Genomic DNA, 26,891 nt, shown 5'->3' with positions numbered 1-26,891 from the left:
TTTCTGGCCAGTGTCACTGCGGCAATATCACTTTCACTTTTGAAACCGCACACTCCCCAGCGTCACTGCCGTTGAGGCAATGTTCCTGTAGTTTCTGCAAGCGCATTGGTGGACTTTACACATCTGATCCAAAGGGCAAACTCACGGTAACGTTTGCTAATGCGGCAGTGTATAGGTTTGGCCACCAGACGGCAGAGTTTCACTTTTGCCCCGTCTGCGGCTGTATGCCAGTGATCACGGCCGTAATTGATAAAAAGATAAGAGCTGTCTTGAACGCACGCATGATTGAGCGACCAACTATTAATCTTGAAAAAGCAGTACCGTTCGACGTCGATTCCGAATCTGAGGTCGACAGGTTGGCCAGACGAACCGCGAGTTGGATTGGAACGGTTAAGGTAAACCAACTCTAAAAGTGTGACTTTACTGATTAAATGCCGATTTCTGTTAAAAGCCAGGCAAAACAAGCTCGATATATGAACACGGGCAACTCCCCCTTCATTTTGCCGTGTGTTCAGGGCTACGATACAGCCCATGAACATCGCACACCTCCGCCAGACCCTTTTTACCGCTGTTGCTGTGGCTATGGCTGTACCGTTACTCCTGATCACGCCGGGAGCCCAGGCTGAGTCCACGTTCCGCCTCGCCTTGAATGCCGCGCCCCCCACAAAGGGCAACCCCTTCTTCACCACCGGCATCACCCCAACCTTATTCTGGACCGCGATTTACGACCGCCTGACCGATATCGATGAGAATGGTGAGGTGGTGCCCGAGATCGCACTCTCCTGGGAACCGGTTTCCGAAACGGAGTGGCACTTCAAGCTGCGGCCCAACGTGGTGTTCTCTAATGGCGAAAAACTAACGGCCCAGGGCATCAAAACGGTCTTCGATATCGCGCGAGATGATCCCGTCAACGCCCTGTATTGGTTTCGCGAGAGAGTGCGCTATCCGCGCGTTGAAGTCGTCGATGAGCTCACCATCGCCATTCATACCTCAGAGCCAAACATTTTGACGCCGGCCTATTTGTCGGCCTTGCCGATTGCCCCACCCGATCACGTAAAAGAGAACGGCATTGCCGGCTTGATTAATGAACCGATCGGCAGTGGACCTTTTGTGGTGGACCGCTGGGATTCTGACAAGGTGACGTTGCGCGCCAACAGGACCTCATGGCGGGCGCCGCGCGTCGACCGCATGGAAGTCTATTTTGTGCCCGATTCCACAGCGCGCTTGCAGGCCCTCGAAACGGGGCAGGTGGATGTTGCCGTAGCCATCAGCACAGATCAAATAGATATGCTGGACTTGAATGGACATCGCGCCGTGATGCGCAATCCAACGCGCGTGCTGGTGTTCGCTCTGAAATCTAACGACCCAAATTCGCCTTTTTCTGATGTGCGCGTGCGACAGGCGTTTAATTATGCCGTCAATAAAGAGGCGATCACCGCCGTGCTGCTGGCGGGCCTGGTCAAACCTGCAAGCCAGCCTGCTTTACCGTTTTCCGTTGGCTACGACCCTGCGCTGGACCCCTATCCCTACGACCCAGACAAAGCCCGCGCCCTGCTGGCCGAAGCCGGATATGCCGATGGTGTGTCGTTCGTCATTGAATCGCCGTCTGGCACATTACCCAATGACACGGCAATCTTGCAGCAAATTGCCGCAGACGTTTCTGTCGCGGGCATGGACATGGACGTGCGGCTGATTACCTATCCCCAATTGTTGCGACGTACGACTCTGGGCGATTTGGGCGGCGATGGATTTTTGATGGACTTCACCAACCGCTTCGCTGACGCCCTCAAGCCAATGCTCATCACCAACCATGCCTGCACTGGCACGGGTCCGTGGTTCTGCGATCCGGAGATTCAAAAGGTGATTGACCGTGCGGAGCGCACGTTTGATCTGGAAGAACGCACACGCCTGACGCAACAGGTGGTGCGCCACTACCGGAATGTTGCACAATCTCTGTTTCTGTTTCCGATTGCCGGACTGGATGGCGTGCACAAGCGCGTCACCACCTGGCAGCCGCGCAATGACAGATTTATGTATCATCTGATTGAAGTCGCAGACTGAACCTGCCTAAGGCTGTATCATCGCGTTATGAAAACTTATCTTACGCTCGCCCTTTCGGGTGTTGTGCTCGCGCTTGGCGCTGGGCTGACCAGTCCGGCCCAGGCTGAAACGACCTTTAGGATCGCTCTATCTGCCGGGCCACCCAGCCAGGGGAATCCCTATCCGGGCGGCGCAACCACGGCGAATTTTGTCTGGCCGACGATCTATGATTCGCTCACCCGCATTGATAACAACGGCACCGTGCAACCTTGGCTGGCGTTAAGCTGGCAACATGTGACCGACACGGAGTGGCATTTCAAACTGCGTCCAGGCGTCACGTTTTCCAATGGCGAGCCGTTTAATGCGGCGGCCGTAAAAGCCACCTTCGATCGCTTACGCACTGATGATGCGCAAGGCTACCTGTGGAACCGCCAAGCGACTTACTACCCCCGTGTGGACCTCGTGGACGACATGACCGTGGCGATCCACACGGACAAACCAAACGCGATGATGGCCGCCTATCTGACAACACTCTACTTTACCGCACCCGCGCACACGGCAGAGGTTGGGTTTCAGGGCCTGTTCAACGATCCTGTCGGCACCGGCCCCTTTGTGATGGACCGCTGGGGCGCTGACCGGGCCACCTTTAGCGCCAACCCGCAGTCGTGGAATCCGCCGAAAGTCGACCAATTTGAGGCCGTGTTCGTGCCGGATGCCTCGGCCCGGTTACAGGCCCTGGAAACCAATCAGGTTGATGTGGCTGCGGTCATCAGCACGGACCAGATTGGCCTGCTGGAGAGGAACGGACATCGCGCGGTAATGCGCAATCCATCGCGGCTGCTGGTGGTGGCGCTGCAAACCCAGGACCCGGCATTGCCGCTGGCCGACGTGCGTGTGCGGCAGGCCCTGAATTATGCCGTCAACCGCGCGGTGATTACGCAAATTCTGCTTGCGGATTTGGTTCAACCCGCGAGTCAACCGGCTGTACCGATGGGCCTGGGGTACGACCCCACCCTGGAGCCCTACGCGTACGACCCCGATAAAGCACGGCAACTGCTGGCGGACGCCGGGTACCCGGACGGCTTTGCGTTCACGCTGGAAACCGTCGCCGGATTCATGCCCAATGACGCGGCAATTCTGCAGCAGATTGCCAGTGATCTGAAGCGTGTCGGCGTAGACTTGGACATACGGCTGATCACCTATCCGCAGTTGGTGCGCTCGACCCTGGGCGGTGAACTGGGTGGACAAGCCTTACTGGCGGACTTCTTCAATAACTCCGGCGATGCGTTGCGCCCGATGCTGCCGACCACCAATCATGCCTGCGGCGGATTGAAACCCTGGTATTGCGATGCAGAAATTCAAGCGGTGATTGGTGAAGCCGAGGTGACACTCGACCTCGACAAAAGGAAAGCCCTGACACAACAGGTGATCCGCCACTACCGGGACCAAGCCTCAAGTTTGTTCCTATTCCCCGTTGTGGGATTAGATGGTGTGCACAAGCGCGTCACCCATTGGGAACCCTGGAACGACATACTGAACCCGCACTTGATTGATGTAGAGCCGCGGTAAGGTTCCAGTTCACACTTTTAACCTTCAGACATGTAAACATCCTTCCGCTTAATCTCCATGAATTTGGCGGGTGTTTCCAAATCCGTAAACCCAAACGGGCGATACAATTCATGGGCGTCCCGAGTGGCCAACAGCCAGCGGCGGAAGCTCTGATAGTTTGAATATTGCATCACAGTTTCAACCAGCCATTTGCCGAGCCCTTGGTCTCGATAATCTGGCAGTACGAATACATCGCAAAGATAGGCGAAAGTTGCGTTATCTGTCACCACACGGGCAAAACCAATTTGCGCGTCTTCTCTGTAGACCCCAAAACAATCAGACCCCGCTATGGACTGCACCACGACCTCCATTGGAATCCCAACGGCCCAATAGGACTCGTTGAGAAAAGCATGGATAACATTGAGGTCGAGTCTCGACTTCTCGTCATCGACTTCAAATTCCTCTCGTTTATCGAGAATCATCGTTCTATCCTCTCAGCCTGCCGATAAATCAAGATGCCTGGCACCCAGCCACATTATTGGCGATACTCCCCCTTTAGGAATAGCATGCCTATTGAGAAGGAGCCGCTATGAAACCGCAACTGTTTGGCGATGTCCGGGTTGAGAAGATCATCGATATGATCGAACCCTTTGATGCGGCACGGGCGTATCCCAATGAAGATCTGAGCGCTGCGGCTCAGCACAAAAGTTGGCTGGCACCGCACTTCTACGACTTCGACGCGCAAGCCATTATTCTCAGCTTCCACAGCTATGTTATTCGCACGCCCTATCACACCATTCTGGTGGACACCTGTGTGGGCAACCACAAGACCTTCAACGGGATGCTCCAGAACTGGGGCAAACGAGACGGCCCGTTTCTCGACAATTTGGCTGCTGCGGGTGTCAGCCCCCAAGAGGTCGACTATGTGATGTGCACACATCTGCACGCTGATCATGTAGGTTGGAACACCCAACTCAAGGATGGGCGCTGGGTGCCAACCTTTCCGCGGGCTAAATATGTGTTCTCGAAAAACGATCTGGATGCGTCGAGAGAGCGGGCGAAGAACACTCAAACAGCATACATTGCGCCCTCGTTTCAAGAGAGCGTGTTGCCGGTGATTGAAGCCCAGCAGGCCGAAATTATTGATACCGAGTTTGCCTTAGATGACGCATTGACCATCTTACCAACCCATGGCCACACGCCTGGGCATTACTGTGTGCAGATTAATTCAGGCGGGCGCAAAGGCATCCTGACGGGCGATGTGCTGCACAGTGCGGTGGGCATTGCTCATCCGGAATGGTCGACCGCCTTCTGCGAAGACAAAGTGAAATCAAACGCCACGCGCGCGGCCTTGGTGGACAGCCTCACGGATCAAGATGTGACGCTATTACCCGCGCATTTTGCCGGCCCAACCGCCGGGCGGATTGTCTCGCAGATGGGCAGCGACCGCCGCAGATTTAAAATCGCGCCGGAGGCTCTGTGAGCCGGTATGGGACTCAACCTTACCCTTGATCATATCAATATCCGTACGGCAAATTTGGCCAAAATGCTGGGTTTTTACAGCCAGGTGCTAGACCTCAAACCAGGGCCGCGTCCTCATTTCGGCGGCGCTGGCGGCGCATGGCTTTATGCGGAAGAGCGCATCGCGGATAGTTTAGAGGATGTGAAAGCAGACTATCGCGCGGCCTGGGTGCATTTCATTGAAGTGCCTAAGACCCATGGTGACCCGGGCACAGTGCAAATCGAACACTTCGCGTTTACGGCGCAGGGGATGAAAGGGTTTTTGGCCCGCCTTGATGATGTTGAGTGCAACTACACCTTGGCTGAAGTGCCAGAGGTTGGTCTGGTACAGGTCAACTTCCGTGACCCGGACGGCAATCACATCCATGTGGATTTTGCACTCAGCGAAAAGACAACTTAGTAATCTCGGCTCCAACGCAGGCCAATATCCGACCCGGTATCTTGCCGCGTTGTCGAGTTTAGTGACAGGTCATCGGTGAGTTGCCATTCCACAATGAACTGGCTCCCCTGCCCTTCCAGACCCTGCTCAACCCCGACGAAAATGTTTTTCGACAAACGTTCGCCCACAACAAAGGTGCTGCCATCCGCGTCTGAGCCAAAGCGGAAGACATCGAGTCCGACCGTGCGGCGCAGCGTGCCCACAACACCACCACGCCCGACAAGACCAGATAACTCTGCTGCCGCGTTGGCCAGTTGCACCGCTTCCAGTGGCCCCAATTGCCCTGCTGACTTTCCGAAGATGATGCGCGAAAGAATTTCATCCTGAGGCAAGGGCGGGTCTGAGGCCAGGGTTATGGTCGGTGCTGACGCGCGACCACCAACTTCAACTCGGGCTGTGACTCCTCCGGCATTGCGGGCGGCCACCACAGACAGGTCGGGATCTATCTGCCCGCCGCCGGTGAAGGTCACTTGTCCTCGGGTGAGCTCAAAGATCTCACCCAGAAAAGCAAACTCGCCCCGCGAGACGGTCAAATCGCCCGTCAACTCAGGGGTGGATAATGTTCCGCCCACCTTCACATCTGCAGCCCATTCAGAGTCCAAGCCGCGGCCAACCACATCGATGCTGTTGGGCGCAGTCAAAGAAATATCCAGGTCGGTTTCTTTGCCGGGGCGCTGCGCCCGGGCCTGAGCAACAGGTGCACTGGGATCAACCACATCAAGCGTCGGCACAGCTTCAACATAGGTGGCTGCCAAACTGACAGAAGCGGAGTCCACCTGAATGTCACCATGCAAGCGGTCACGGTCGGGGCTGAGGTCATAGGTCAACACGCCGGAGCCTTTGATCCGCACATCATCACGCCGCACGAGCCGTGCGCCCTTAAGCGTGACAGACATACCGCCCGCGAGTTCATTGCCAAACGAACGCTGAAGGTTGCCCTCGCCCGTAACACGACCATCATCGCCATCTGTTCCAGAGAGCGCAAACGCAACATTGGAGGCATCGCTGGCCGACAACTCAACATCAAGATTATGGACCAAGGTGCCGAGGTCTAGATTTTCATAAACACTTTCATTCAACCGGACATAACCAGACACGTTTGGCACGTCGAGTGACCCGGTGAGGGTCAGGTCGACATCTGCCTGACCGGTCAGCCTGTGACTCACGGCAGGCAGAACGGCCCACAGCGGATCTATAGCACCGCTCCATTTCATTTTCAGATCAATGGGCTGATCCAACGGCATGCGGATCTGGCCTTCTGGTAAATTTAACGTCAGCGGAAGGGTTCCAGTGATGCGGGCCGGCACGTCCGATATACCATTGATGGAAGCGTCCAGATTCAACGCCTGACCATCAAGGTCGGCGGTGACGTTTGCCTGAATGCCGGAAAGCCCCGTATCCGGTAATGAGATATCTGACGTGCTTAAGTTTATTTGGCCGGTCGGCGCGGCAAGGTCGCCCTTTAAATTGGCGTCCAATGCAAACTGTCCAGAGATCGACAGATCGGGATCAAGGGTTTGCAGCACTTCAAAGGGTAAACCTTCTCCGGTCAGTGCCGCAGATATGGTGCTGGCCTCACGATCAAGGGTGAGTTGGGCCGTGAGGCGACCACCGTTAGCTTCAAACTCTATGGTCTGAACAGACACACCCGTCGGCGACACATCTACACGGGCCGGGTTGACGAGGTTAAGCGCGCCCCAAGCCTCGGCATATTGGAGCGAGTCAATCAGAACAGAGCGTGTTTCTGTGTTGTTGGTGTCTGTTGTGGTGGTGACGCGCGCCTCTGTTGCGACGGTAAAGCCATCGTCTGGCGTCGTTGCAATAAGGCCCAGCTGCAGATCCGACAATGGACCAGAGACATCCGCCTTTACCGAGGCGATAGATTGGGTACCGACAAAGCCATTGCCGCCAGTCACTCTCAGTGACACTTCAGACTGAGAGGCACGGGACTGAGAGGCACGGGACTGAGAAGTGCTAGATTGAGACGCGCTAGATTCGGGGGTGTTCTTCCAGGTGCCTGCAACCTCAAGGGTGTTGAGTCCTGCAACTGACCCTGCATAGCGAAGATCACGAGACGTGGACTGAAGCTGCACCACCTGCGCCCCGGCTTCCTGTGAAAAACGTACGTCAAGATCGCCCACTCCAGAAAGCTGAAGCCCGGCCAGGGCTGCTGGTAAGGCATAAGAGTCCAAAGCGACCGAGAGGGTACCTTCCACCAACATCTCTTGAAGCGATATGGCAAGATCCGCCGACGCTGACACGCCTGCCCCTGATATTTTTAATGGCGCAACCTTTAACGTCTGATCCTCGTTCAATGTCGCCGTTGCAGAGACGTTCAGCGGCCCTTCGGCCACAGTCATGGTGCCATCCACCGCAACACTTTGCGGCGATTGCGCCAGATCGCTGACAACGGTAAAGCCAACATCTCTGAGGGTTTCGCGCCGGATGGAAACGACATCACTGGTCAACTTAAGATCTACGGTCGGCGCAAAAATTGCGCCCGTTGCAGACCCCGCAAAAGACAGTACGCCCTCAATCTCTTGCGAAAGCGATGAGAGGTTTACCCGCCCTGACTCAAACTCAGCGGCAATCACTTGTGTTGGCAAGGACAGAGTTGCCTTGGCCGACGAGGCTATGTTTTGCCCCTCAACCTTGAAGTCTAAAATGTCGATGCGATCAGACGAGGCCGACACATTTGCGGTGTATTGAATAGGTCCAGCGAGCAATTGGGCCAACGCATCTGACGAGGTGTTGAGAGACTCACTGCGGCCACTGAGCCCCGCCACAACCCGCGACATAGAAGCTTCCGAGATATCAAGCTCAAGGATGCTGACCGAGGCATCTTCGCTCCAACCCGCCAAGCGGCCGATGCCTTGGGCCGAAATTATCGCCTGACCGCTGCCCGACACATCTTCCAGATCAACCGTGCCGGAAGCTTTGATGGTCAGGTCGCCACTTTCGAGTGAGACTTCGGCAACATCGACCAGCAGACCCTCGGCGTTTGTATCCAGAGTGGCCGTGAGAGCGTAAAGCGCATCTGGTTTGATGAGCGGCTCCAGCGCCGGAGCTAATGCCGGAATCAAGGCCAACACATTTCTCGCGCCGCCCGCAACGTCAGCCGAGATAAGGCGTCCATCCCACCCAAGTTCAGCGGTGCCTTCAACCCGCTCAAGCTGCTCCGCACCGATTTGGACCGCTTTGATGTCATAGCCCAGTAGAACTTCAGGCGTATCCACTGTGCCAGAGACCAGAACAGTGAATGTTGCGCTTTCGAACGGCGGTTGGTTGACCCGTTGCAAGAACACACGGTCAACCGCGCCTTCCCCGCGGGCAGAAAGGGCATTGGTGCGGACATTCAGGCGCCCTCTGAGATCAAAGGCAGACTCGCCACTGGTCGCAACCCCACCAAACCCAATAGCGTCTTGGTTTTCGAGGGTCAGGTCAATTTCGACCCGGCCTTCTTGATCAAGGTCCGTGAGTTCCAGGCGCAACGCGGGGCGACGTGCCTCATTGGGCGCTAATCTTCCGGCCAAAGAAACAGAAATGGGGAGGCCGACCACCTCGGGGGCTACGTTTATGCGGTCAACCGTCAGTGACTTAAGTTGAACCCGGATCAACTGATCTGCCAAAGCATCTAAATCAATAACGTCAGACTCCGAGGAGTCACTGCTAGGGAACGCCACGTCCTGAACAGACACCTTGCCCAACACCAGTGAATCTATAACCACTTTCCCAGTGAGCAGCGCCCAAGGCTGCCAAGAGAGTGTCAGTTCATTAATGGTGATCCACGGTGCATCTCGCTGGCGGATTAAAATATCTGTGAGAACAATCACGCTTGGTAAATCACCCGTGATGCCGTCGATTTCCACCTGGATGTCGCGACTTTCATTCACGGTGCCAACTATGGCATCAAGCACCAGGGCCTCACCAAAGGGTGATTTTATAAACAGCCAAGCCGTCGCCACGCCAAGACCAATGAGCACGATCACAAAGCCGATGCTGTATAAAATGCGCCTTAGCCAAGTGGGCAGGCTTGAGGCTTCTACAACTTGGTTTTTAGGCGCCATTTTAAAACGCCTGTCCGAAGCTGATGTAGAACTGGAAGCTTGAATCCACGGCTTTTCTGCGGTTAACGGGGATCGCAACATCCAGCCGGAGCGGACCAACCGGTGTTGCATAACGGACGCCCAGACCAGCGCCCACCCGAAACTTTTCTGACAGTGATGGCGTAACAGAGGGCGAAACGAGGCCGCCATCAACAAACGGAACCACAGACAAGGCATCCGTAACCGGCACGCGCGCCTCAAGCCCGGTTTCAATGACCGAGCGTCCGCCAATTGGATCATTGTCGGCATCTAACGCCCCAAGCAGCTGATAGCCAAAACCGCGCACTGATCCACCACCGCCAGAGTAAAACCTTTTGTTGGCTGGCACATTCTGGGATTGCTCGCCAATCACGCTGCCCACTTTCAAGCGCGCAGCGAGAACCACCGGTCGTACATCATCAGACCAGGGGTAGTAGTAGGTGCCAGTGGCAGACGCACGTGTAAACAGTGCTGTACCACCGAACTCACCCGCATAAGGGGTTACCTCAAACCCCAAACGATAGCCCCGTTTGGGGTCCAGAAGGCTATCGGTCTGGTCTCGGGTGAGACTTAGTGGCAGACCGAGCAAGTATGATTGCTGGGTGCCAAACGCATCGGTCAGTTCAGCGGCTTCAACGGAGACACCAACCCCAGCACGCCAAGACGACCACAGGTCACGGGTGACTCCCGCCTGCACAGTGGCTGAGTATTCTTCGAAAGCGTCGCTGTCTTCATGCAACAAAGACAGTCCCGTTTTCAAAACCTGGTCTGGTCGGCGGAAGGCCGGTTTGGTGAGGCTGGCAGAGGCAAGCTGATTCAACTCCGTTACCTCTGTCAGCAGATCGAGAGTCTCGCCCTGACCAAAAATGTTGCGGTGCTGCCATGTCACACTGCCGCCGAACCCCTCATCCCGCGCGTAGCTTAAAGATGTTCCAATGGTGCGCAACGCGCCCTGCTCCACAGTCACCAAAATATCGAGAGGCTTGCCTGACGTATCGACCGATTGACCGCCTGGCACCGCGCTGGCTGTCACGGGCTCAACTTTAACTGAGGTAAAAAGACGCGTGTCAATCAAGCTTTGACGATAGGCAGCCAATTTTGAAAGATCAAAGGGCACACCCTGAACCCACGGTAGCAACCGCGTCAGATAAATTTCCTCGACCGTTTGAAGGCCCGAAAACACGATGCGTCCAAAGCTATGATATAAACCCGGGTCAATATTGACGAAGACCGCGATGGTGCTCCGACCATGATCAACCTCGGCCCGGCGCGGCAAAATTTTAGCAAACGGGTAGCCTGCGTTGGCAAGCATTTGAATTGCTCTGTGCTCAGCGTCGATAACTTCTGATGCCAAAGCTGGTTGCCCGGCCAGAATATCAAGCGGCAATTGATAGCCTGTATTTTCAACAGAAAGCGGCGTGGTGAGAGACACAACCGGTGGTGCAAAGTTGTAACGCGGCCCTGGCAACACCTGAATGGCGACCTGTGTTTTTGTGGTTGAGGCCCTGGCCACATTGTCATTTTGCACAGCCTCTTGAGTGCCAGGGCGGTTCATGTCCATTGTTACACGGCTACCGTAGTACCCTTGGGATTTCATGATCTCAGTAAATCTCTGAACGTCCGCTCTTATGCGGCGGCGTAGCCCTAAGATACTGGCAGGCGGTGAGTCTTTCAGCCGCAATAGTTGAGATGCCTCTTTAATATCGGCCTCCAACTCTGGAGTAGGAAGACCAGAAAAAGAGACGTCATAGGGAATCTCTGCAGGCATGGCGTTCACCGCCTCTTGAGCCACCGCTGGCACAGAAACAAGAATTACAAACACGCTCACACAGGCCAAAGTGGCCAATGCCATCACGCGATATGTGGATATTCCCTTCATAGGATGGCGGCATAGCATATATTTGAAGCGGAGTTGCCCTAGCATTGGTAAAAAAAAGAGGCGCTCAGAGACGCCTCATTCAATGAAAATGCACCTTTAGCGTAAACGCTAACAGCCCAATAAAGTTTCAATCATATCCATATAATCAACAATTTAGACAAAAAAGAGGCGCTTAAAAGCGCCTCTTTTAAGAAACGGCTAGGAGCGCCTTAAACGCCTCCAGGCTGAACTGGCTCTTGCTCGCGCGCGTAATTTTCCAGGCTGGATAAAGAAGGGCCATAGTCTTCCGGTGGCGGTGTCAGGTACTTCGGATAGTTTTTGGCGGTGTACTCAACGATATCACTGGGAATGTCCTCAAGGCTGTCGTAGCCGCCCATGAAGGTTTGATAGACAACATTGCCAGGCGCTTGGCCCATCAGCATCCACGGCAACCACGGCGTAATGCGTGCCCAAGTGCCGGAATATTCAACTGAGGTGAGCTCCGGGTTCTGCATATCTTCCAACGACATGTTAAAGAAGAACATCTCTGACACGCGATTCATCGGGCCAGCACTTTCCCTAACCCATTTTCCGGGTTCAAGCGCCGACGGATAAAACAGGTGAATATGGCGCTCCATCAACAAACGATTATCGCCCGAGACGTTCCATTCCAGAATAATTGGAATTTGCGGCATCGGCTCTGTCTGCTCATTCAATCCACCGTAGTTGGGCGGTGGCGGATAATACGGCTCGATGGTCTGGTTAAACGGATCGTTGGCCACATGAACGACACGCACTTTTTCATCGGTGTATGGGTTGACCATTTCTTCTAAAATTTCACCGGTTTTGAGGTCGTAGTAATAGCCAACTTCGCGCAACACTTTGCGCCATCCGGGCTTGCCCTCATTCGGAATCAGCTTGGCTGAGCTCATACCTTTAAAGCCGCAGATATTTTTAACCGGACCACCGGGCGCAACGCCCATGACATAGCCATCATACCAGCCGAACTTCGGCACACCGGCATCGGTGTTCCCGTAAATACGGCCACTGGCGATCATGTTGCCTTCTTTGGTGCGGAGATCAAGATATGGCCCGTTGATACGCGCATCATTCCCCATGCCGCCAACTGCCTCAACAGGTGTCGATAGAATACCAGAGGCCGCAGTCGCCATTCCAACGCCAGAAGCAAATTGAAGGGCCTGGCGGCGATTGACGAGCGGCATGCTGATTGCCTTGAGTGTCATGAATGTCTCCCTCTATCGGGTTATGAAGTTTAGTAAATTCTGAGACGCACCCTACGCGCGCCAGGCCACCACTCTAGCGCACAATAGGTCGTCTGCTCAAAGGGTGGACAGAACCTCAGAGTTCGCAGACTGTAGCGCCTGCAACTGATTCTGATACACAAGCCATTTTTTAAAGAGGCCCCGATGTTTCCGTCCCTCAATCGCCCGATCAACAAAACGCTCAGCCGTCGTCGCTTTTTGTCTGCCGCAACTGCCGCAACCGCGGGTGCAGGGCTTGGATCTTCAATGTTGACCCCGTATGCGCTGGCACAGAGCCAGGAGACGGAAGCACCACTGACCGGCCCCTACAACTTCACCAACCCTTATGATTGGCTCGCCGCTTACGCAAAGGTGCGTGGACGCTTAGATGGTCAGGTCGGGCTTTATCATTACGTGGCGCATGTTTATGGCGTGCCTGCAGGTGGTGTCGCTCAACTAATGTTCCGTCGCGAAGGAGTCAGCCAGCACCGCATGACCGTGCGTAAAGACCGCACGTTGGATTTGCAATATGTCGAATGTAACTACACACAGCATCCAGAAACCGGCGCGCTGATTGACGACTTCTACGACAACCCATTGACGGGCGAACTTGTCCCGATCCGTCATCAAGCGCCGGTGCCTGGGCCGCTGGTGCGTATTAATCCCACTGGCGGCTTCACACCCGACATTCAAAGAGAACCACCTGCCGCCTTCGTGAATCCTGTTGGACCGCCCTTATTCGGCGAGGGGCGCGTGTTTTTTAACGATGATATCCTGATGTACACGCCAGGCCCGGAAAACACGCCTGGCCGTCACCTCACCGAACTGATCACATTTTCAGCCGACATCCGTGACGTTCAGAACCCTGAATTAATGAGCGCCAAAAGCTTTGCCTATATCGCCGCGACAACGCCGTGGTCCGGTTGGTTAAATATGGAGGACAGACCGGGTCATATGATGATGCGTTATCTGGCCGAGAAAATCGCCACTGTCGACGAAATACCGTCATGGCTGCGCAAACGAATCGACACAGATCATCCGAAATTTTTTACGGAATCTGGAATTTAAACGTTCTCGCTTTGCGCCTTAGCGGCGAATTCATCTTCAAGAATGGAAAACACATGCGAACTCCACCAACCGCGTGAGGTGAGACGGTGCTCTCGGCGAACGCCCTCGTACGTCATGCCGAAGATGTTTTTCATGATGTGGACTGAAGAGTCATTATCGATGGAACAACTGCATTCAACGCGATGCGCGTTGACTGACTCAAAGGCATACGAGATCAGAGCCCATCCAAGAGAGGTTCCAAGTCCCTGGCCCTGGGCATGAGGTGCAAAGGCACATCCGACAGAGTAATTGCGATGTTCAACTTTGCCATTGCGCTTAAGGCTGGCCATCCCGACAAATTTTTGTGTGCTTTGCTCTTCGATGGCCCACCACATGTCGCCGCTATCCTTGCGCATCGACGCCGATACCGCGTCAGAAACAAAGACATGAGCTTGTGCTGGTCCAAGCGCGCCATCGGCCAAGAACTGCCAGTAGCGTTCGTCTTCAGAGAACTCTGAAAGCGTTTTAGCATCACTGAGACGCAATGATCGTAGCGTGTAGCCCGGAATTTGTATGATGGCTTGGTCCGAGGTCTTCACTCTTAACCTTTACCAGTTCTCTTTTTAATTTGCTCTTCTTCGAGCTGAATGTTGATTTCAATCATGGCCCGGTAAATCGTTTCAACAATTTCTGGGTTGCTGCCGCGCTCTTCAGCAACACGACGCACTTTCTTCACAACATCTTCAATGCGGGATGGAACGCGTGCTGCGTCAACATCGCCTTTGAGTTTAGCGGCCTGCATCACAAAGTGATTACGCTCGACCAACAACGGTACGATTGTTTTGTCCAGGCGGTCGATGTTTTCGCGCACTTCGTCCAGAGACTCACACTCTGGGAATTTTGGGCTCACCGTTTCGGTCTGGTCATTCACATCATTCATAGGGCAACTGCTAATAACTATATTCTGAAAAGACTTTGGTAATGTCGCCGTTCCACTTGGTGTGAAACGCCTCGAGCATTTTCTCTGCGGGGGTTATCCCTGAAGCGGCGATCTCTTGCAAGGGGTTGAGGAACCCGGTTTCATCTTCTCCGGCAGAGTCCAACCGTGCCCGGCGACTGAGGCCCGTGCGAGCAATATCAAGCACCTGCAGTGCGATATCCTGCAGAGACCGGCCTGCAATTTCTGATTTCAAACCCGTTGTCGGGACGATGCGATTAAGCGACTCCCGGTCTTCATCGGACCAGCCTTTGACAAGGTCCCAAGCTGCGTCAAGCGCCTGATCGTCATAGAGCAATCCCATCCAGAACGCTGGCAGGGCACACAAACGCGCCCAAGGGCCAGAGTCTGAGCCACGCATTTCCAAGAACTTTTTCAGGCGGACTTCTGGAAAAACAGTGGAAAGGTGATCTTCCCAGTCGGCGATGGTGGGTGCCTCGCCGGGCAGAGCGGGCAGCGTGCCGTTCATGAAATCGCGGAATGACTGCCCCGCCGCATCGACGTACCCCTTGCGATAGACAAAATACATAGGCGCATCGAGCACGAAATCCACATAACGCTCAAATCCCATGCCGCTTTCAAAGGCGAAGGGCATCATGCCCGTGCGGTCTTTGTCGGTATCATGCCAGATGGCGGCACGTTGGCTGAGCTTGCCGTTGGGCTTGCCTTCTGTAAAAGGAGAGTTGGCCCATAACGCCGTTGCCAACGGTTGCAGCGCAAGAGATACGCGCATCTTTTTGACCATATCGGCTTCAGAGGAATAATCGAGATTGACCTGTACTGTGCAGGTGCGGAGCATCATATCGAGGCCAAGTTTGCCAACTTTTGGCATGTAGTCGCGCATGATTTTATAACGCCCCTTGGGCATCCAATGCACGTCTTCGCGCCGCCAGTTTGGTGTCATACCCAGACCAAGCAAACCGATGCCAAGATCCTCGGCGACTTCTTTGACTTGCTTGCGATGTTCCGTAACCTCGCCGCAGGTTTGATGCACCGTCTCAAGAGGTGCCCCAGAAAGTTCTAACTGACCACCGGGCTCAAGCGACACAGACCCTTTTCCGGGGGCGCTGAGAGCGATGACGCTGTCGCCTTCAAAAACGGGCTCCCAGCCAAACCGCTGCAAGCCTTCCAAAAAAGCCCGCACACCGCGGTCGCCGTCATAGGTCAACGCCTTATAGCTTTCCAAGCAGTACATAAACTTTTCGTGCTCGGTGCCAACGCGCCATTGATCAACGGGTTTGTTGCCAGCCTCAGCATAGGCAACCAGATCAGCCTTACTCGTGATCGGAGCAGACTCTTTAGAGGGAAAAGATGTCATGGTTTAGTCTTAACTGTCCCGGCTTCTGTTTCGTCTTGGTCCTGAAGCGACGGGCTTACAAGACACCAGTCTCCACACAACGCTTGCCAGCAGGTCAGTGCCGCAAAAGCCGCAGTTTCCGCACGAAGAATGCGCGGTCCTAAGGAAACAAGGCTACAAAACGGCAGCGAGCGCATTAGGTCAAGCTCTGTCTCTGAGAATCCCCCTTCCGGACCGATCACAAAACCGGCACCGGCCACGTTTTTGGCCGCAAATGGGGCCATAGCGGCGGCCACTGGTTGACCACTTCCGGTTTCGTCGCAGACAAATATAGGGTGTTCCGCAGGCCAATCCGACAACACCTGCTCCAACGATATCGGCTCCTTGATATCAGGCACCGAAACACGGCGGCATTGCTCGGCAGCCTCTATGGCGATGGATGTCAGACGGTCGCCCCGCACCCGCTCGCTGTTGGTGCGCGCTGTTAACACGGTTTGGATCACAGTTACGCCCAGCTCTGTGACCTTCTGCACAATAAGATCGGTTCCAGTGCGTTTAACGGGGGCAAACAGCAACGTCAGAGACTGACCTGCGGCTTGGGGTCGGGTTTGCTGTACCATGGTAATCGTTGCGGTTTTTTTGCCCAACTGACTGACCTGGCCCTGCCATTCGCCATCTCGACCGTTAAAGAGCAGAACAGCATCTCCCACTGCACGCCGCATAACCTGGGCGACATACCGCGCTTGGTCCTGGCTCAGATCAATCTCAGAGCCAGTTGAAAGATCAGTAGTGACGTATAGACGTAAGGCAGAGGATGAGGCTGGCATATCGGGTGTCCAAATAGAGTCGTAAAGGATTCAATACGGGCATTGTTCTAAAGCGCTGTTCTCCTTAGTTTAGCGATAGCATGTCTGACACCAAACCCGCACCTTCTGAAAACACATACGCCTCCGATATTGCGCCGGACAGCTGGGTGAACCGTTTTACCCCCCGATGGAGCCGCGGTTATCTGAAACTCGCGCGTGTGGACCGACCCATCGGCACCTGGCTGCTCTTGTGGCCGTGTCTGTGGGCTATTCTGCTCGCAGAGTCTTTTACCCGTAAGCCGGTTTCAGCGGAACTCTTTATCCTATTCATCATTGGCGCCATCGTGATGCGCGGGGCAGGCTGCACCTACAACGACATTATTGACCGTGACTTTGATGGCAAGGTGGCGCGGACTGCATCGCGGCCTATTCCCGCAGGCGACGTTACGGTGCGGCAGGCCTGGGGCTTTCTGGCAGTACAGTTGGTCATCGGTTTAGGGGTGCTGCTGCAACTCAACATGATGACCATCGGCCTAGGGTTGGCGTCGTTGGTGTTGGTGCTGACGTATCCGTTCATGAAACGCATCACCTACTGGCCGCAAGCCTGGCTGGGGCTGACCTTTAACTGGGGCGCCTTAATGGGTTGGACAGCTGTGACCGGATCGCTGTCGTGGGCGGCTGCCGCGCTATACGCAGCAGGATTTTCCTGGACGCTGGGATACGACACCATTTATGCCCACCAAGACAAAGACGACGACGCCTTGATCGGCGTGAAATCAACAGCCCGGAGACTGGGGCAAAACACTCTGCCCTTTGTAATTGGTATGTATACGTTAACCATTCTGCTGCTGGCTGTCGCTGTCGGCCTCACCGGATTTTCATGGATCAGCTGTGGACTGCTGTTCGTAACCGCCTGCCATTTCACTTGGCAGGCTGCGACCTTGGATACGGAAGATTCTGCAAATTGTCTGGCACGGTTTAAGTCGAACCGGGACGCCGGGTTCTTTATTGCGCTCGCTATGTGGGCCGCCTCTTTTTAAATTGGCTCACTGCATTCACAGCCTTTACTCAGCAGCTTGTTTGGTCTCGATGTACTGAGAAATATCTACATCATCGATTTGTTCAGGGCGCAGGAACTGCTCGGCGTAATCTCGATAGGCGCCTGAGGTCAGGAACAGTTCAAACAGTTCCGCATCGACGTGTTTGTCTTTTTTCATAAACCACAGAATTTTCACTGCCTCGCTGAGTTTTTTCGCTTTTTTATACGGACGGTCCCCTGCGGTCAGCGCCTCGAAGATATCGGCAATGGCCATGATACGTGCGGGTACGGACATCTGATCTGCGGTCAGTCCTTTTGGATAACCGGTGCCATCCATTTTTTCATGGTGGCCCCCAGCGTACTCGGACACATTCTTGAGGTTTTTCGGGAACGGCAGTTCCTCTAGCATTTCAATGGTCAAGACAATGTGATCATTAATTTTACGGCGTTCATCATCGTTCAGTGTGCCGCGTGAAATCACCAAGTTGCGGACCTCGCCAAGGTCGTATTCGGCTTCTCCATGTTCGGGCAAGTCAGCCAACAGGGTTTCCCAACCTTTGCGCGGCGGCGGTGCGTTTTCCAGCAACTGGCTCTCTGTCCAGGACAGGCCAAGTTGGCGGTCGAAATTGCGATACCATTTCTGAGGCGCGATCTTTTTAACGCGGTCTTGTTTCTCCGGCGGCAGAAATTCGCCGCCAATATTGGTGTCGGCAATGAACTCCCATTGCTCTTCCAGCTCTTTGCAGCGAGCCTTGAATTTTTTCTTTTCTGCTTTTTCGTCAGCACCTTTGGCGACAGCTTTGAGCATTTTGATTTCGGCATCACGGCGCAGCACCTCGAAGCGCATGCGGACTTCGTGAACACGATCATAAATCGTCTGTAACTTTGTGGCTTTATCAACCACGTATTCCGGCGTTGTCACCTTACCTATATCATGCAACCAGGCCGCCACATGAAGTTCGTACCATTGCTGCTCATCAAGCTCGAAGTCTTTAAAGGTGCCTTCTTTATCATCGGCGCATTTTTGAGCCAGCATCTTTGTTAGCTCAGGCACGCGCTGACAGTGGCCGCCGGTGTAAGGCGACTTGGCGTCAATGGCGTGGGCCATAACTTTGATCAAGCTGTCCATCAACGCTTTTTGAGCTTCGATAAGTTGCTGGTTGTCGATGGCGACGGCGGCCTGAGAGGCCAGAGCTTCCACCAACCGCTGCACGTTCGCAGAAAACGAAATGACCTCTTTCTTGTTGTCATCCTGCGCGTTGATCAGTTGCAACACGCCAATGACTTCTTCCGAGTAGTTTTTAAGTGGAATGGTCAGGAACGATTTGGAGCGATAGCCCGTGCCTTCATCAAACTTTTTGGTGCCTGAGAAGTCATAGCCTTCTGCCGTATAAGCATCGTCAATGTTAATGGCTTCGCCACCCAGTGCGGCGGCTGTGGCCACATTGTTATAGTTAGGCGCACCCGTTTCCGGATTGTATAATTGTAGGGGAGGGAATGGAATCGGCACGCCCGTTGTGCCGCCCATGGCGATGTTCAAAGTTTCGTTGCGCACAATCTGGAAGGAGAGTGTTCCACCATCACCGCCAAGATAAAGCGTGCCGCCATCGGCATTGGTCAGATCAACGGCCTCGAGCAAGATACGCTCGGTCAAGCGATCATGGTCGCGCTCGGAGGAGAGCGCAATTCCAAGCTCAATGAGCTGTTCGAACCCTCTTGCAGATTCAGATACTGTTTCAGACACGTCTTGTCTCTACCCCACGTTTACCTATAGGCATTCAAAACATCACCCACAGCCCAGGGAGCCCGTAAGCTCAAATTAGTATGGACTAAACACTATGCCAAGTCATTGCGTCTCAAGAGTTTTCAGTTCTTAACACCTGAAGCCTTAAATTCATTCCATGTCTCGTTATTGATAAGTGACCTTACCCAGATCCTCAGACATAAATCACGTAATAAAAGCCCGTTCATTAAGCAGTTTCTACCCTTGATTGTGCAAATGACCATACAACATACCTAATAACCCTAATTACTAATGGGCAGTCTATGATCGGGACTTGGTTGGGAATCTTGACCTTCCCTGACAGTGACCTATAAGCCGGGGACCTCTTCCTCATTGAATTAGTGCAGAGTCGCACGCAGAGACGCACCATGCCATTTGCTTCCCTTCGCGAGTTTATCGATCGTTTAGAGCGCGATGGCCAATTGGCCCGTGTGTCTGCGCCCGTATCGCCAAAGCTGGAAATGACAGAGATCCAAACCCGCGTCCTGGCCGAAGGTGGTCCTGCGCTGCTGTTTGAAAACGTGGTGCGCGAAGACGGCTCCCCCTATGATATGACGGTGCTCGCCAATCTGTTTGGCACGGTCGAGCGCGTCGCCTGGGGTATGGACCGTACACCGGAGCAATTGCGCGAAGTCGGTGAAACCCTTGCTTTTCTCAAGCAACCAGAGCCGCCGGGCGGCTGGCGCGAAGCTATGAACATGCTGCCGTTGCTTAAGACGGTCATGGCCATGAAGCCAAAAACGGTCTCGAAAGCACCCTGCCAAGACGTGGTGCTGACGGGAGACGATATTGATCTGGGACAGTTGCCCATCCAAAGCTGCTGGCCGGGCGAACCTGCGCCGCTCATCACCTGGCCGTTGGTCGTGACGAAAGGCCCTGGTGGCGACAAACGCGACGTTCCCAATCTTGGTATCTATCGCATGCAGATCACCGGCAAAGACACCACGCTCATGCGGTGGCTAAAACATCGCGGTGGCGCAGCTCAATACGATAGATGGAAAGGCCAGAAACAGGAGCCCCTGCCGGCGGCGGCAGTGATTGGCGCAGACCCAGGCACGTTGTTGGCTGCTGTGACACCCGTGCCAGACACATTGTCAGAGTATCAGTTCGCCGGATTGCTGCGCGGCAAAAAAGTGGAATTGGTGGATTGCAAGACGATTCCCCTTCAAGTGCCAGCTGAAGCCGAGATCGTCCTTGAAGGCCACGTTATGCTGGACGCGCACGGCGACGAAGGTCCCTATGGGGATCACACCGGCTACTATAATTCCATCGAACGTTTTCCGGTGTTCAAAATCTCCGCCATCACCATGCGGAAAAAGCCGATCTACCTGACGACCTACACGGGGCGGCCACCGGATGAACCAAGCGTTCTTGGCGAAGCCTTGAATGAAGTGTTTATCCCATTGCTGATTCAGCAGTTTCCGGAAATTGTCGATTTCTGGTTGCCACCGGAAGGCTGCAGCTATCGCATTGCCGTGGTCAGCATCAAGAAAGCCTACGCCGGTCATGCCAAGCGGGTGATGATGGGGGTTTGGAGTTTCCTGCGACAGTTCGTCTATACCAAGTTTGTGATTGTGGTGGACGACGACATCGACGCACGGGACTGGAAAGATGTGATGTGGGCGATCTCAACCCGCATGGACCCGGCGCGCGATATCACGGTGATTGAAAACACGCCGATTGATTATTTGGACTTTGCCTCACCCGAACCTGGTTTGGGCGGCAAACTGGGCATGGATGCCACCAACAAGATGCCCGGGGAAACCCAGCGCGAGTGGGGCGAAAAAATTAATATGACCGATGACATTGTCGATCTGGTCACGAAAAAGTGGAATGACTACGGCCTGCCGGGTAGCGGCAAGCCGATTTGGAAAAATAAAACGTAAGTTTGGAGAAGCACGTGTCTGACGAGTCCTTGAACCTATTGACTGATCTCATCGCCAAAGCCAAAGCGGCGGGGGCGGACTCTGCGGATGCGATGCTGGCGGATGGCGAGTCCACCTCTGTGACCTATCGCCTTGGCGAATTGGAACAACTGGAACATTCTGAAGGCGGCGATATTGGGCTGCGGGTTCTGGTCGGTAAACAACAGGCCATTGTGTCGTCGTCGGACCGCTCCCCTCAGGCATTAACAGAGCTGGTCGAGCGCGCTGTCGCCATGGCAAAAACTGTCCCGGAAGATGAATTTCTGGGCTTGGCCGACCCTGATCAACTGGCCACGACCTTGCCCGAACTAGATATGTGCGATCCCGACGACATGCCAACGGAGGCCCTGATCGAAGCCGCGCGCAGCTGTGAAGACGCCGCCCGCGCCGTCAAGGGCATAACCAACTCAGAGGGCGCGCAAGCCAGCTGGGGGCGGTCCCGTGTGGCCATTGCCGCCAGCAACGGCTTTCAACGCGCCTATGAAAGCACGGGCGGATCTTTCTCGGCTTCAGTCTTGGCGGGTGATGTGGAAACCGGCATGGAGACCGACTACGACTACACCTCTGCCGTCTATGCAAAGGATTTTCGCTCACCCGAAGACGTTGGCCGGACCGCAGGGGAACGAGCCGTGCGCAAGGTCGGCGCACGGAAAATTAACAGCGGTAAGTTTCCAATTGTCTTTGAGGCCCGCGCGGCCCGCGGCCTGTTGAGTCACTTTTTGGGAGCCATCAATGGCAGCGCCGTCGCCCGCGGCACCACGTTTCTGAAAGACAAAATGGACAGCGCTGTGTTTGGTGACAACATTACTATTGTTGAAGACCCACACCGTGCCAGGGGCTTGCGCTCGAAGCCCTGCGATGCGGAAGGTCTGGCGAACCAGAAACGCAATCTCATTGAGGACGGTGTTCTAACAACTTGGGTGCTAGACCTGCGCTCGGCCCGCAAATTGGGCTTGACTCCAACAGGTCATGCCAGCCGAGGACCATCGTCGAGCCCCTCGCCCGCAGTGACCAACGTCAATCTGGTGCCCGGCCCACAAACGCCGGAAGACCTGATGGCTGATATTGCTCAAGGTCTGTACGTCACCGATGCCTTTGGCCAGGGGGTCAATGGCGTCACTGGCGACTACAGCCGTGGGGTTTCGGGGTTTTGGATTGAAGACGGCAAACTGGCCTATCCGGTGAACGAAATCACCATCGCCAGTAATCTGAAAGAGATGTTCATGGCCATGACCGCCGCCAACGACCTAGATCTGCGTTATGGCGTCGACAGCCCAACAGTGCGCATTGAGGCGATGAGCGTCGCGGGCAGTTGATTAAACTTGCTGGGAAAGCCGACTTTCCTGGTCGAACGGCGTTGGCGCTTTATGGTCTGACAGCCCGCTAAGACCGGCCGTTACGACAGCAAGACCATGCGGCAAACATTGTACGGCAAGCGCAGCAACCCAGACCCGGGCAGCGATATCTCCGTCCTGAGATGTCTTGGCCACAGCAACCACAGCCAAAGCCGATAACAAGAACAAGATGGCTTCCGTCGATACGGACGCCAAGGCTTGCACCATAGCGGCAGAACCCTCTCGCTTGGGGGTTCTCAGAAACGGCTGGGAGGATGTGAACAAGCCGACCCAGACGGCCCGACCGACCGTCCATGATAGCCCCATACCCGTAATCGCAGCGGCAAAGGCAGACCCCACGCCGTGGCCTGTTTTAATGGCATGCAAACATAATGTCTTAAGGCTTTTGGTCAGGAACAGCAGGATAACAATGGAGGAAAGGGCAATCATGGGCACATCAAAGTGTTTCGGTGCCAAGACCATAAGCACCGACCAAATGAGTGCGCCAAAGCCAAACACCAAGGCAAACGCATCAGCAAACCACGGCAGCCAGCCAGCAATAAAATGATATCGCTGAACAAGCGTCAGACTGCTCCGAGGTGAAATCAACATCCGGAAATGGCGTTTAAGGATCTGCATAGCGCCGTAAACCCAACGGTGCCGCTGGCCTTTATATGCGGCAAATGTATCCGGCATGAGGCCGCAACCGAGACTGACGGGCATGTAAACACAGCGGTATCCGGCCTCAAGCAGTTTAAGGCCTAGCTCAGTATCTTCTGTGATACACCATTCACTCCAGCCGCCGACTTCCAGCAGCGCAGAGCGCCGGACCGCTGTCATCGTGCCGTGCTGAATGATGGCATTGTCTTCATTGCGTTCCACCATCCCGACCTGGAAGAACGTTGCATATTCTTCATAGGTCATGGCCTTAAAGAGGCTTTCCCCCGCATCTCGATAATCCTGGGGCGCTTGGACCACGGCAACATTAGGATCAGAAAAACCGGGCACAGCAATATTGAGCCATTGGGGCTCGACCCGGTAGTCGCAATCAATCACGGCGATGATGTCTGCCCTGGCGTCTGTGATCTTTAGCGCGCGGTTTAAAGCACCCGCTTTAAAACCAGTGACGCCATCCATATGAAAGAACCGGAACTTGGAGCCCAGTGACGCACAATATCGCTCAACTGGGCGCCAAAGACTCTCATCTGTGGTGTTATTATCAAGGACGATGACCTCGAAGTTCGGATACTCGAGCGCTGCCAGTTGTTTAAGCGTGCGACGCACAACATCTGCAGGTTCATTATGAGTTGGCACATGGATCGATACGAATGGCGCAAAACCTTTGATCGGCTCTGGTAGTATCAGCCGTTGCCGACGCCACAGACTTGAAACCAACTCCGCCGTTTCCGTGAGAATGAATGCCGCCGCAAAACCGCCAGTGGGCAAAATGATAATGGCCGCAATGACGACTTTAATGTCGGCGTAATCAAGGACAGTCGAGTCTATGATCAGCAAAGTCATCAATACGACGATGCCGATAACCAACCCAAATGTGAGATAGCCCATGAACCGGACGGATGGCAGGCGAGCGAGCAATATGCCACCCAGAAGCGCAAGCGCAATGGCCGAGGCAGCGGCAAAGACAGGCCATTCTGCAAAGGATGTGAGAGCGCCGTTCAGGTCGATCTTGCTGTTTCGTTCCGCGTCAAACAGACCCCAGAACGCGCCAACAGCGCCTTCCGTTTCTATTTTCCAGGGCTGATCAAAGGCTTCAATGATATAGTAATCATAACCGCGGCTGTCGGCATGATCGAGAAAGGTCCGCAAAAATGCAGCCTCTGTCGCAGGTGACGGAACAGACCCGCCACGCATCCGTCCCTCGGAGGGCCAGCCCGTTTCGGCAATGACCAAAGGTTTCGTCGGGAAGGCCTCCCTAATCCGATCGGCCCGGTCTTCGATGTAGTTCAAGGCATCACTTAAGGCGACGCCTTCCCAGTAGGGCAGCAAATGGACCCCGACAAATTCGGACGGTTTAGCGATGCTCGGTTCGTTGAGCCAGACACTCCATACGTCCGCTGTGCCAACTTCGATGTATTCAGGAATCGAGCGATTGACGCGGGCGATATAAGCCGCCAACTTCTCGGCTGGCAAGTCGGCACGCAAGACCACTTCGTTGCCAACAAAAACACGGTCGATCACTTTGGGGTATTTGTTAATCACATCTATGGCGAGCGTGACTTCCCGTTCATTGAGCGTTTCATCCGCACCGAGCCAGATGCCAAGAGAAACAGTCAGCCCCAGTCTTTGTGCTTCAGCAGGGACAACATCAAAACCGCGATCAACGGTATATGTGCGAACGCGTTTGGTATAATGCGACAAGTGTTCGAGATCTTCTCGGATTCGCTGCCGCGGCACGGTATCAAGTTGCGCCTCGGTATAAATCTGGCTCGGGCTGTAAGACACCCCGTCCAGCTTGCCAGACCAGTCTGGGGCCGGCAGTGGACGATCCAAAGCCAGCCAAAACCCCGCGCTGGCGAGAATAACGACAACAAGCGCTAGGACTATTCTGGGCCATGATTTGGTCATTTCAGTACCACACACAAACTGTCTGCCAGCCCCAAGACCGACAGATTTTCTTCTATTTAAGTCAGTGTTAGCGCCGCTTGGGACGGGCTGAGGTTTCGTTATCTCGCCAACCATCGACTGGATTGAGTGCCGCTAAGCCATCGGTGTGGCATAAGGGCTGGGTAGCCGCCGGTTTACATAACTTCCGAGGGCGGACAAATATCAGAATTTACTGTTCCGTAATAGAAAATTAGTAGGGCTTTAGCAGATTTCGCGGGCTTTAAACCGGAAACACAAACCTAACCGGCTCTTCATCAACCCTAATGTCGACCGGTAGGCGTGCCAGAATGTCACCATCGGCCTGAACCGGTGCCCCGGCGCCACCGCGAATCGCGACGTGACGACCTGGCACAATGCGGACGTCAGATAGAGTAGGCAAGCGGCCAAAAATCAACGCCACGCCATACCGCAAGACGTTGAACCAACCGCTGCGCTCGAACAACACAACTTGAAAGTCATCTGCTTCCAAATCCGCCTCTGGCGCTGCCATAAACGGACCACCATAAGAGCGGCCATTACAGACAATGGCCGAAACCGCGTGATATGTCCGGCCATCGATCTGCACGTCACACCCAATAAAGCGATACAGAAAGGCTTGGCGAGTCATCTCCCAAACATAAGCCAACGGACCAATAACTTTTTTGAGAGCAAGCCGCACGCCGTCAACAACTTCTGCATCAAAGCCGGCTCCGGCCATCATCACAAAGCGGTGGCCGTTAGCAGTGCCAACCCGGATAGACCGAATAACTCCGTGGGCGATTGTTTGAGCTACGCGGTCCGTCTTTCGACCCAACCCGACTTCATCAGCCAGCACATTCGCCGTGCCCAGGGGGATCACGGCCAGCGCCACCGACTTCCCGTGAAGACCGTTGACGACCTCGTTGACCGTACCGTCACCGCCTGCGGCAGCGATGATGTCAAAGTCCTCATCCTTCAAAGTCCGCGCAATCTCCTCGGCATGACCCGGCGCGGAGGTCTCCAACACGGTTACCTGACATCCGAGGGATTTAAGTTTACCGGTAACCTGGGTGAGCCGATAGCGTCGGGAGCGACCAGCAGCGGGATTAAAAACAACAGCAACGCGGCGATGGACTGCCCCAGAACATGACATAGCAGATCCCGAAAAAAGGGTGAGTCGCGCACCGCGCATACGCCTACTGTTGTAGTAATAAAGATATATGTTTTCATTTCTATGACAGCTACATGAACAATTAGAGTCAATCGATCTGGGCCACTTTACTTCGGGGCCGCAATGACTCATTGAAGCGCTCATGTACAGAAAACG

19 protein-coding genes are annotated in these 26,891 nt (G+C 54.5%); 8 read left to right on the top strand and 11 right to left on the bottom strand.

Annotated elements, in window-relative coordinates; genetic code table 11:
- Window positions 1-531: 531 nt before the first annotated feature.
- Together RIC29_07535 and RIC29_07530 are read left to right on the top strand one after the other, a co-directional pair.
- Window positions 532-2,061: an ABC transporter substrate-binding protein gene (locus RIC29_07535; GenBank protein MEQ8734760.1), complete on the top strand. Its 1,530-nt coding sequence runs from the start codon at window positions 532-534 to the stop codon at window positions 2,059-2,061.
- Window positions 2,062-2,088: 27 nt separating this feature from the next.
- The gene (locus RIC29_07530) at window positions 2,089-3,609 is read left to right on the top strand and encodes an ABC transporter substrate-binding protein (GenBank protein MEQ8734759.1); all 1,521 of its coding nucleotides are present in this window, start codon (window positions 2,089-2,091) and stop codon (window positions 3,607-3,609) included.
- A gap of 17 nt (window positions 3,610-3,626) precedes the next feature.
- Here the strand turns inward: RIC29_07530 and RIC29_07525 are convergent, their stop codons facing one another.
- Entirely contained in the window at window positions 3,627-4,070 is a 444-nt protein-coding gene (locus RIC29_07525; GenBank protein MEQ8734758.1) for a GNAT family N-acetyltransferase, read from the bottom strand.
- A 107-nt stretch (window positions 4,071-4,177) separates the two neighbouring features.
- Between RIC29_07525 and RIC29_07520 the strand changes: the two genes are divergently transcribed.
- A complete protein-coding gene (locus RIC29_07520) occupies window positions 4,178-5,071 on the top strand; it encodes an MBL fold metallo-hydrolase (GenBank protein ID MEQ8734757.1) in 894 nt (297 codons plus the stop codon).
- Window positions 5,072-5,077: 6 nt separating this feature from the next.
- Window positions 5,078-5,509: a VOC family protein gene (locus tag RIC29_07515; GenBank protein ID MEQ8734756.1), complete on the top strand. Its 432-nt coding sequence runs from the start codon at window positions 5,078-5,080 to the stop codon at window positions 5,507-5,509.
- Here RIC29_07515 and RIC29_07510 read toward each other — a convergent pair.
- The 3 genes from RIC29_07510 to RIC29_07500 form a co-directional block, all read right to left on the bottom strand.
- Window positions 5,506-9,615, bottom strand: coding sequence for a translocation/assembly module TamB domain-containing protein (locus RIC29_07510; GenBank protein MEQ8734755.1), 4,110 nt, complete (start codon window positions 9,613-9,615; stop codon window positions 5,506-5,508). The two genes, RIC29_07515 and RIC29_07510, sit on opposite strands and share 4 nt — an antisense overlap.
- A 1-nt stretch (window position 9,616) precedes the next feature.
- Entirely contained in the window at window positions 9,617-11,512 is a 1,896-nt protein-coding gene (locus tag RIC29_07505; GenBank protein ID MEQ8734754.1) for an autotransporter assembly complex family protein, read from the bottom strand.
- A 209-nt stretch (window positions 11,513-11,721) separates the two neighbouring features.
- Window positions 11,722-12,735: a DUF1838 family protein gene (locus tag RIC29_07500; protein MEQ8734753.1), complete on the bottom strand. Its 1,014-nt coding sequence runs from the start codon at window positions 12,733-12,735 to the stop codon at window positions 11,722-11,724.
- Window positions 12,736-12,918: 183 nt separating this feature from the next.
- Between RIC29_07500 and RIC29_07495 the strand changes: the two genes are divergently transcribed.
- Complete coding sequence (locus tag RIC29_07495; GenBank protein ID MEQ8734752.1) at window positions 12,919-13,821, top strand: DUF1838 family protein; 903 nt, start codon at window positions 12,919-12,921, stop codon at window positions 13,819-13,821.
- Here the strand turns inward: RIC29_07495 and RIC29_07490 are convergent.
- The 4 genes from RIC29_07490 to RIC29_07475 are packed head-to-tail and all read right to left on the bottom strand — an operon-like array spanning window position 13,818 to window position 16,921.
- Window positions 13,818-14,399 (bottom strand): GNAT family protein, encoded by a 582-nt coding sequence (locus tag RIC29_07490; GenBank protein ID MEQ8734751.1) that lies wholly within the window; start codon window positions 14,397-14,399, stop codon window positions 13,818-13,820. The two genes, RIC29_07495 and RIC29_07490, sit on opposite strands and share 4 nt — an antisense overlap.
- Before the next feature lie 2 nt (window positions 14,400-14,401).
- Window positions 14,402-14,740: a chorismate mutase gene (locus tag RIC29_07485; protein ID MEQ8734750.1), complete on the bottom strand. Its 339-nt coding sequence runs from the start codon at window positions 14,738-14,740 to the stop codon at window positions 14,402-14,404.
- A gap of 10 nt (window positions 14,741-14,750) precedes the next feature.
- Window positions 14,751-16,115, bottom strand: coding sequence for a glutamate--cysteine ligase (locus RIC29_07480; protein MEQ8734749.1), 1,365 nt, complete (start codon window positions 16,113-16,115; stop codon window positions 14,751-14,753).
- Window positions 16,112-16,921: a 16S rRNA (uracil(1498)-N(3))-methyltransferase gene (locus RIC29_07475; GenBank protein ID MEQ8734748.1), complete on the bottom strand. Its 810-nt coding sequence runs from the start codon at window positions 16,919-16,921 to the stop codon at window positions 16,112-16,114. Before RIC29_07475 ends, RIC29_07480 begins: the two co-directional genes overlap by 4 nt.
- Window positions 16,922-17,001: 80 nt before the next feature.
- On the opposite strand from RIC29_07475, the gene ubiA reads away from it, so the two are divergent.
- On the top strand, window positions 17,002-17,940 hold the full coding sequence (gene ubiA / locus RIC29_07470; GenBank protein ID MEQ8734747.1) for a 4-hydroxybenzoate octaprenyltransferase: 939 nt from the start codon (window positions 17,002-17,004) through the stop codon (window positions 17,938-17,940).
- 24 nt (window positions 17,941-17,964) lie between these two features.
- Here the strand turns inward: ubiA and RIC29_07465 are convergent, their stop codons facing one another.
- Complete coding sequence (locus RIC29_07465; GenBank protein ID MEQ8734746.1) at window positions 17,965-19,683, bottom strand: HD domain-containing phosphohydrolase; 1,719 nt, start codon at window positions 19,681-19,683, stop codon at window positions 17,965-17,967.
- 407 nt (window positions 19,684-20,090) lie between these two features.
- On the opposite strand from RIC29_07465, the gene RIC29_07460 reads away from it, so the two are divergent.
- The gene (locus RIC29_07460) at window positions 20,091-21,608 is read left to right on the top strand and encodes a UbiD family decarboxylase (protein MEQ8734745.1); all 1,518 of its coding nucleotides are present in this window, start codon (window positions 20,091-20,093) and stop codon (window positions 21,606-21,608) included.
- A 14-nt stretch (window positions 21,609-21,622) separates the two neighbouring features.
- Window positions 21,623-22,963: a TldD/PmbA family protein gene (locus tag RIC29_07455; GenBank protein MEQ8734744.1), complete on the top strand. Its 1,341-nt coding sequence runs from the start codon at window positions 21,623-21,625 to the stop codon at window positions 22,961-22,963.
- Here the strand turns inward: RIC29_07455 and RIC29_07450 are convergent, their stop codons facing one another.
- Complete coding sequence (locus RIC29_07450) at window positions 22,964-25,567, bottom strand: glycosyltransferase (GenBank protein MEQ8734743.1); 2,604 nt, start codon at window positions 25,565-25,567, stop codon at window positions 22,964-22,966.
- A 259-nt stretch (window positions 25,568-25,826) separates the two neighbouring features.
- Window positions 25,827-26,717, bottom strand: a complete 891-nt coding sequence (locus RIC29_07445; protein MEQ8734742.1) for a diacylglycerol kinase family lipid kinase — start codon at window positions 26,715-26,717, stop codon at window positions 25,827-25,829.
- Window positions 26,718-26,891: the final 174 nt, after the last annotated feature.

Source organism: Rhodospirillaceae bacterium (assembly GCA_040219235.1).
Lineage (GTDB): Bacteria > Pseudomonadota > Alphaproteobacteria > Rhodospirillales > Rhodospirillaceae > WLXB01.
The sequence above is the reverse complement of the archived record's forward strand: the minus strand, read 5'-3'. Positions and strand labels throughout refer to the sequence as shown.

Bases quoted from the DNA above. Each gene is read 5' to 3' on its own strand.
- RIC29_07500 (MEQ8734753.1), bottom strand. From the start codon at position 12,735: ATGACACTCAAGGCAATCAGCATGCCGCTCGTCAATCGCCGCCAGGCC.
- RIC29_07520 (MEQ8734757.1), top strand. From the start codon at position 4,178: ATGAAACCGCAACTGTTTGGCGATGTCCGGGTTGAGAAGATCATCGAT.
- RIC29_07505 (MEQ8734754.1), bottom strand. From the start codon at position 11,512: ATGAAGGGAATATCCACATATCGCGTGATGGCATTGGCCACTTTGGCC.
- RIC29_07460 (MEQ8734745.1), top strand. From the start codon at position 20,091: ATGCCATTTGCTTCCCTTCGCGAGTTTATCGATCGTTTAGAGCGCGAT.
- RIC29_07510 (MEQ8734755.1), bottom strand. From the start codon at position 9,615: ATGGCGCCTAAAAACCAAGTTGTAGAAGCCTCAAGCCTGCCCACTTGG.
- RIC29_07525 (MEQ8734758.1), bottom strand. From the start codon at position 4,070: ATGATTCTCGATAAACGAGAGGAATTTGAAGTCGATGACGAGAAGTCG.
- RIC29_07495 (MEQ8734752.1), top strand. From the start codon at position 12,919: ATGTTTCCGTCCCTCAATCGCCCGATCAACAAAACGCTCAGCCGTCGT.
- RIC29_07530 (MEQ8734759.1), top strand. From the start codon at position 2,089: ATGAAAACTTATCTTACGCTCGCCCTTTCGGGTGTTGTGCTCGCGCTT.
- ubiA (MEQ8734747.1), top strand. From the start codon at position 17,002: ATGTCTGACACCAAACCCGCACCTTCTGAAAACACATACGCCTCCGAT.
- RIC29_07475 (MEQ8734748.1), bottom strand. From the start codon at position 16,921: ATGCCAGCCTCATCCTCTGCCTTACGTCTATACGTCACTACTGATCTT.
- RIC29_07480 (MEQ8734749.1), bottom strand. From the start codon at position 16,115: ATGACATCTTTTCCCTCTAAAGAGTCTGCTCCGATCACGAGTAAGGCT.
- RIC29_07450 (MEQ8734743.1), bottom strand. From the start codon at position 25,567: ATGACCAAATCATGGCCCAGAATAGTCCTAGCGCTTGTTGTCGTTATT.
- RIC29_07515 (MEQ8734756.1), top strand. From the start codon at position 5,078: ATGGGACTCAACCTTACCCTTGATCATATCAATATCCGTACGGCAAAT.
- RIC29_07485 (MEQ8734750.1), bottom strand. From the start codon at position 14,740: ATGAATGATGTGAATGACCAGACCGAAACGGTGAGCCCAAAATTCCCA.
- RIC29_07445 (MEQ8734742.1), bottom strand. From the start codon at position 26,717: ATGTCATGTTCTGGGGCAGTCCATCGCCGCGTTGCTGTTGTTTTTAAT.
- RIC29_07535 (MEQ8734760.1), top strand. From the start codon at position 532: ATGAACATCGCACACCTCCGCCAGACCCTTTTTACCGCTGTTGCTGTG.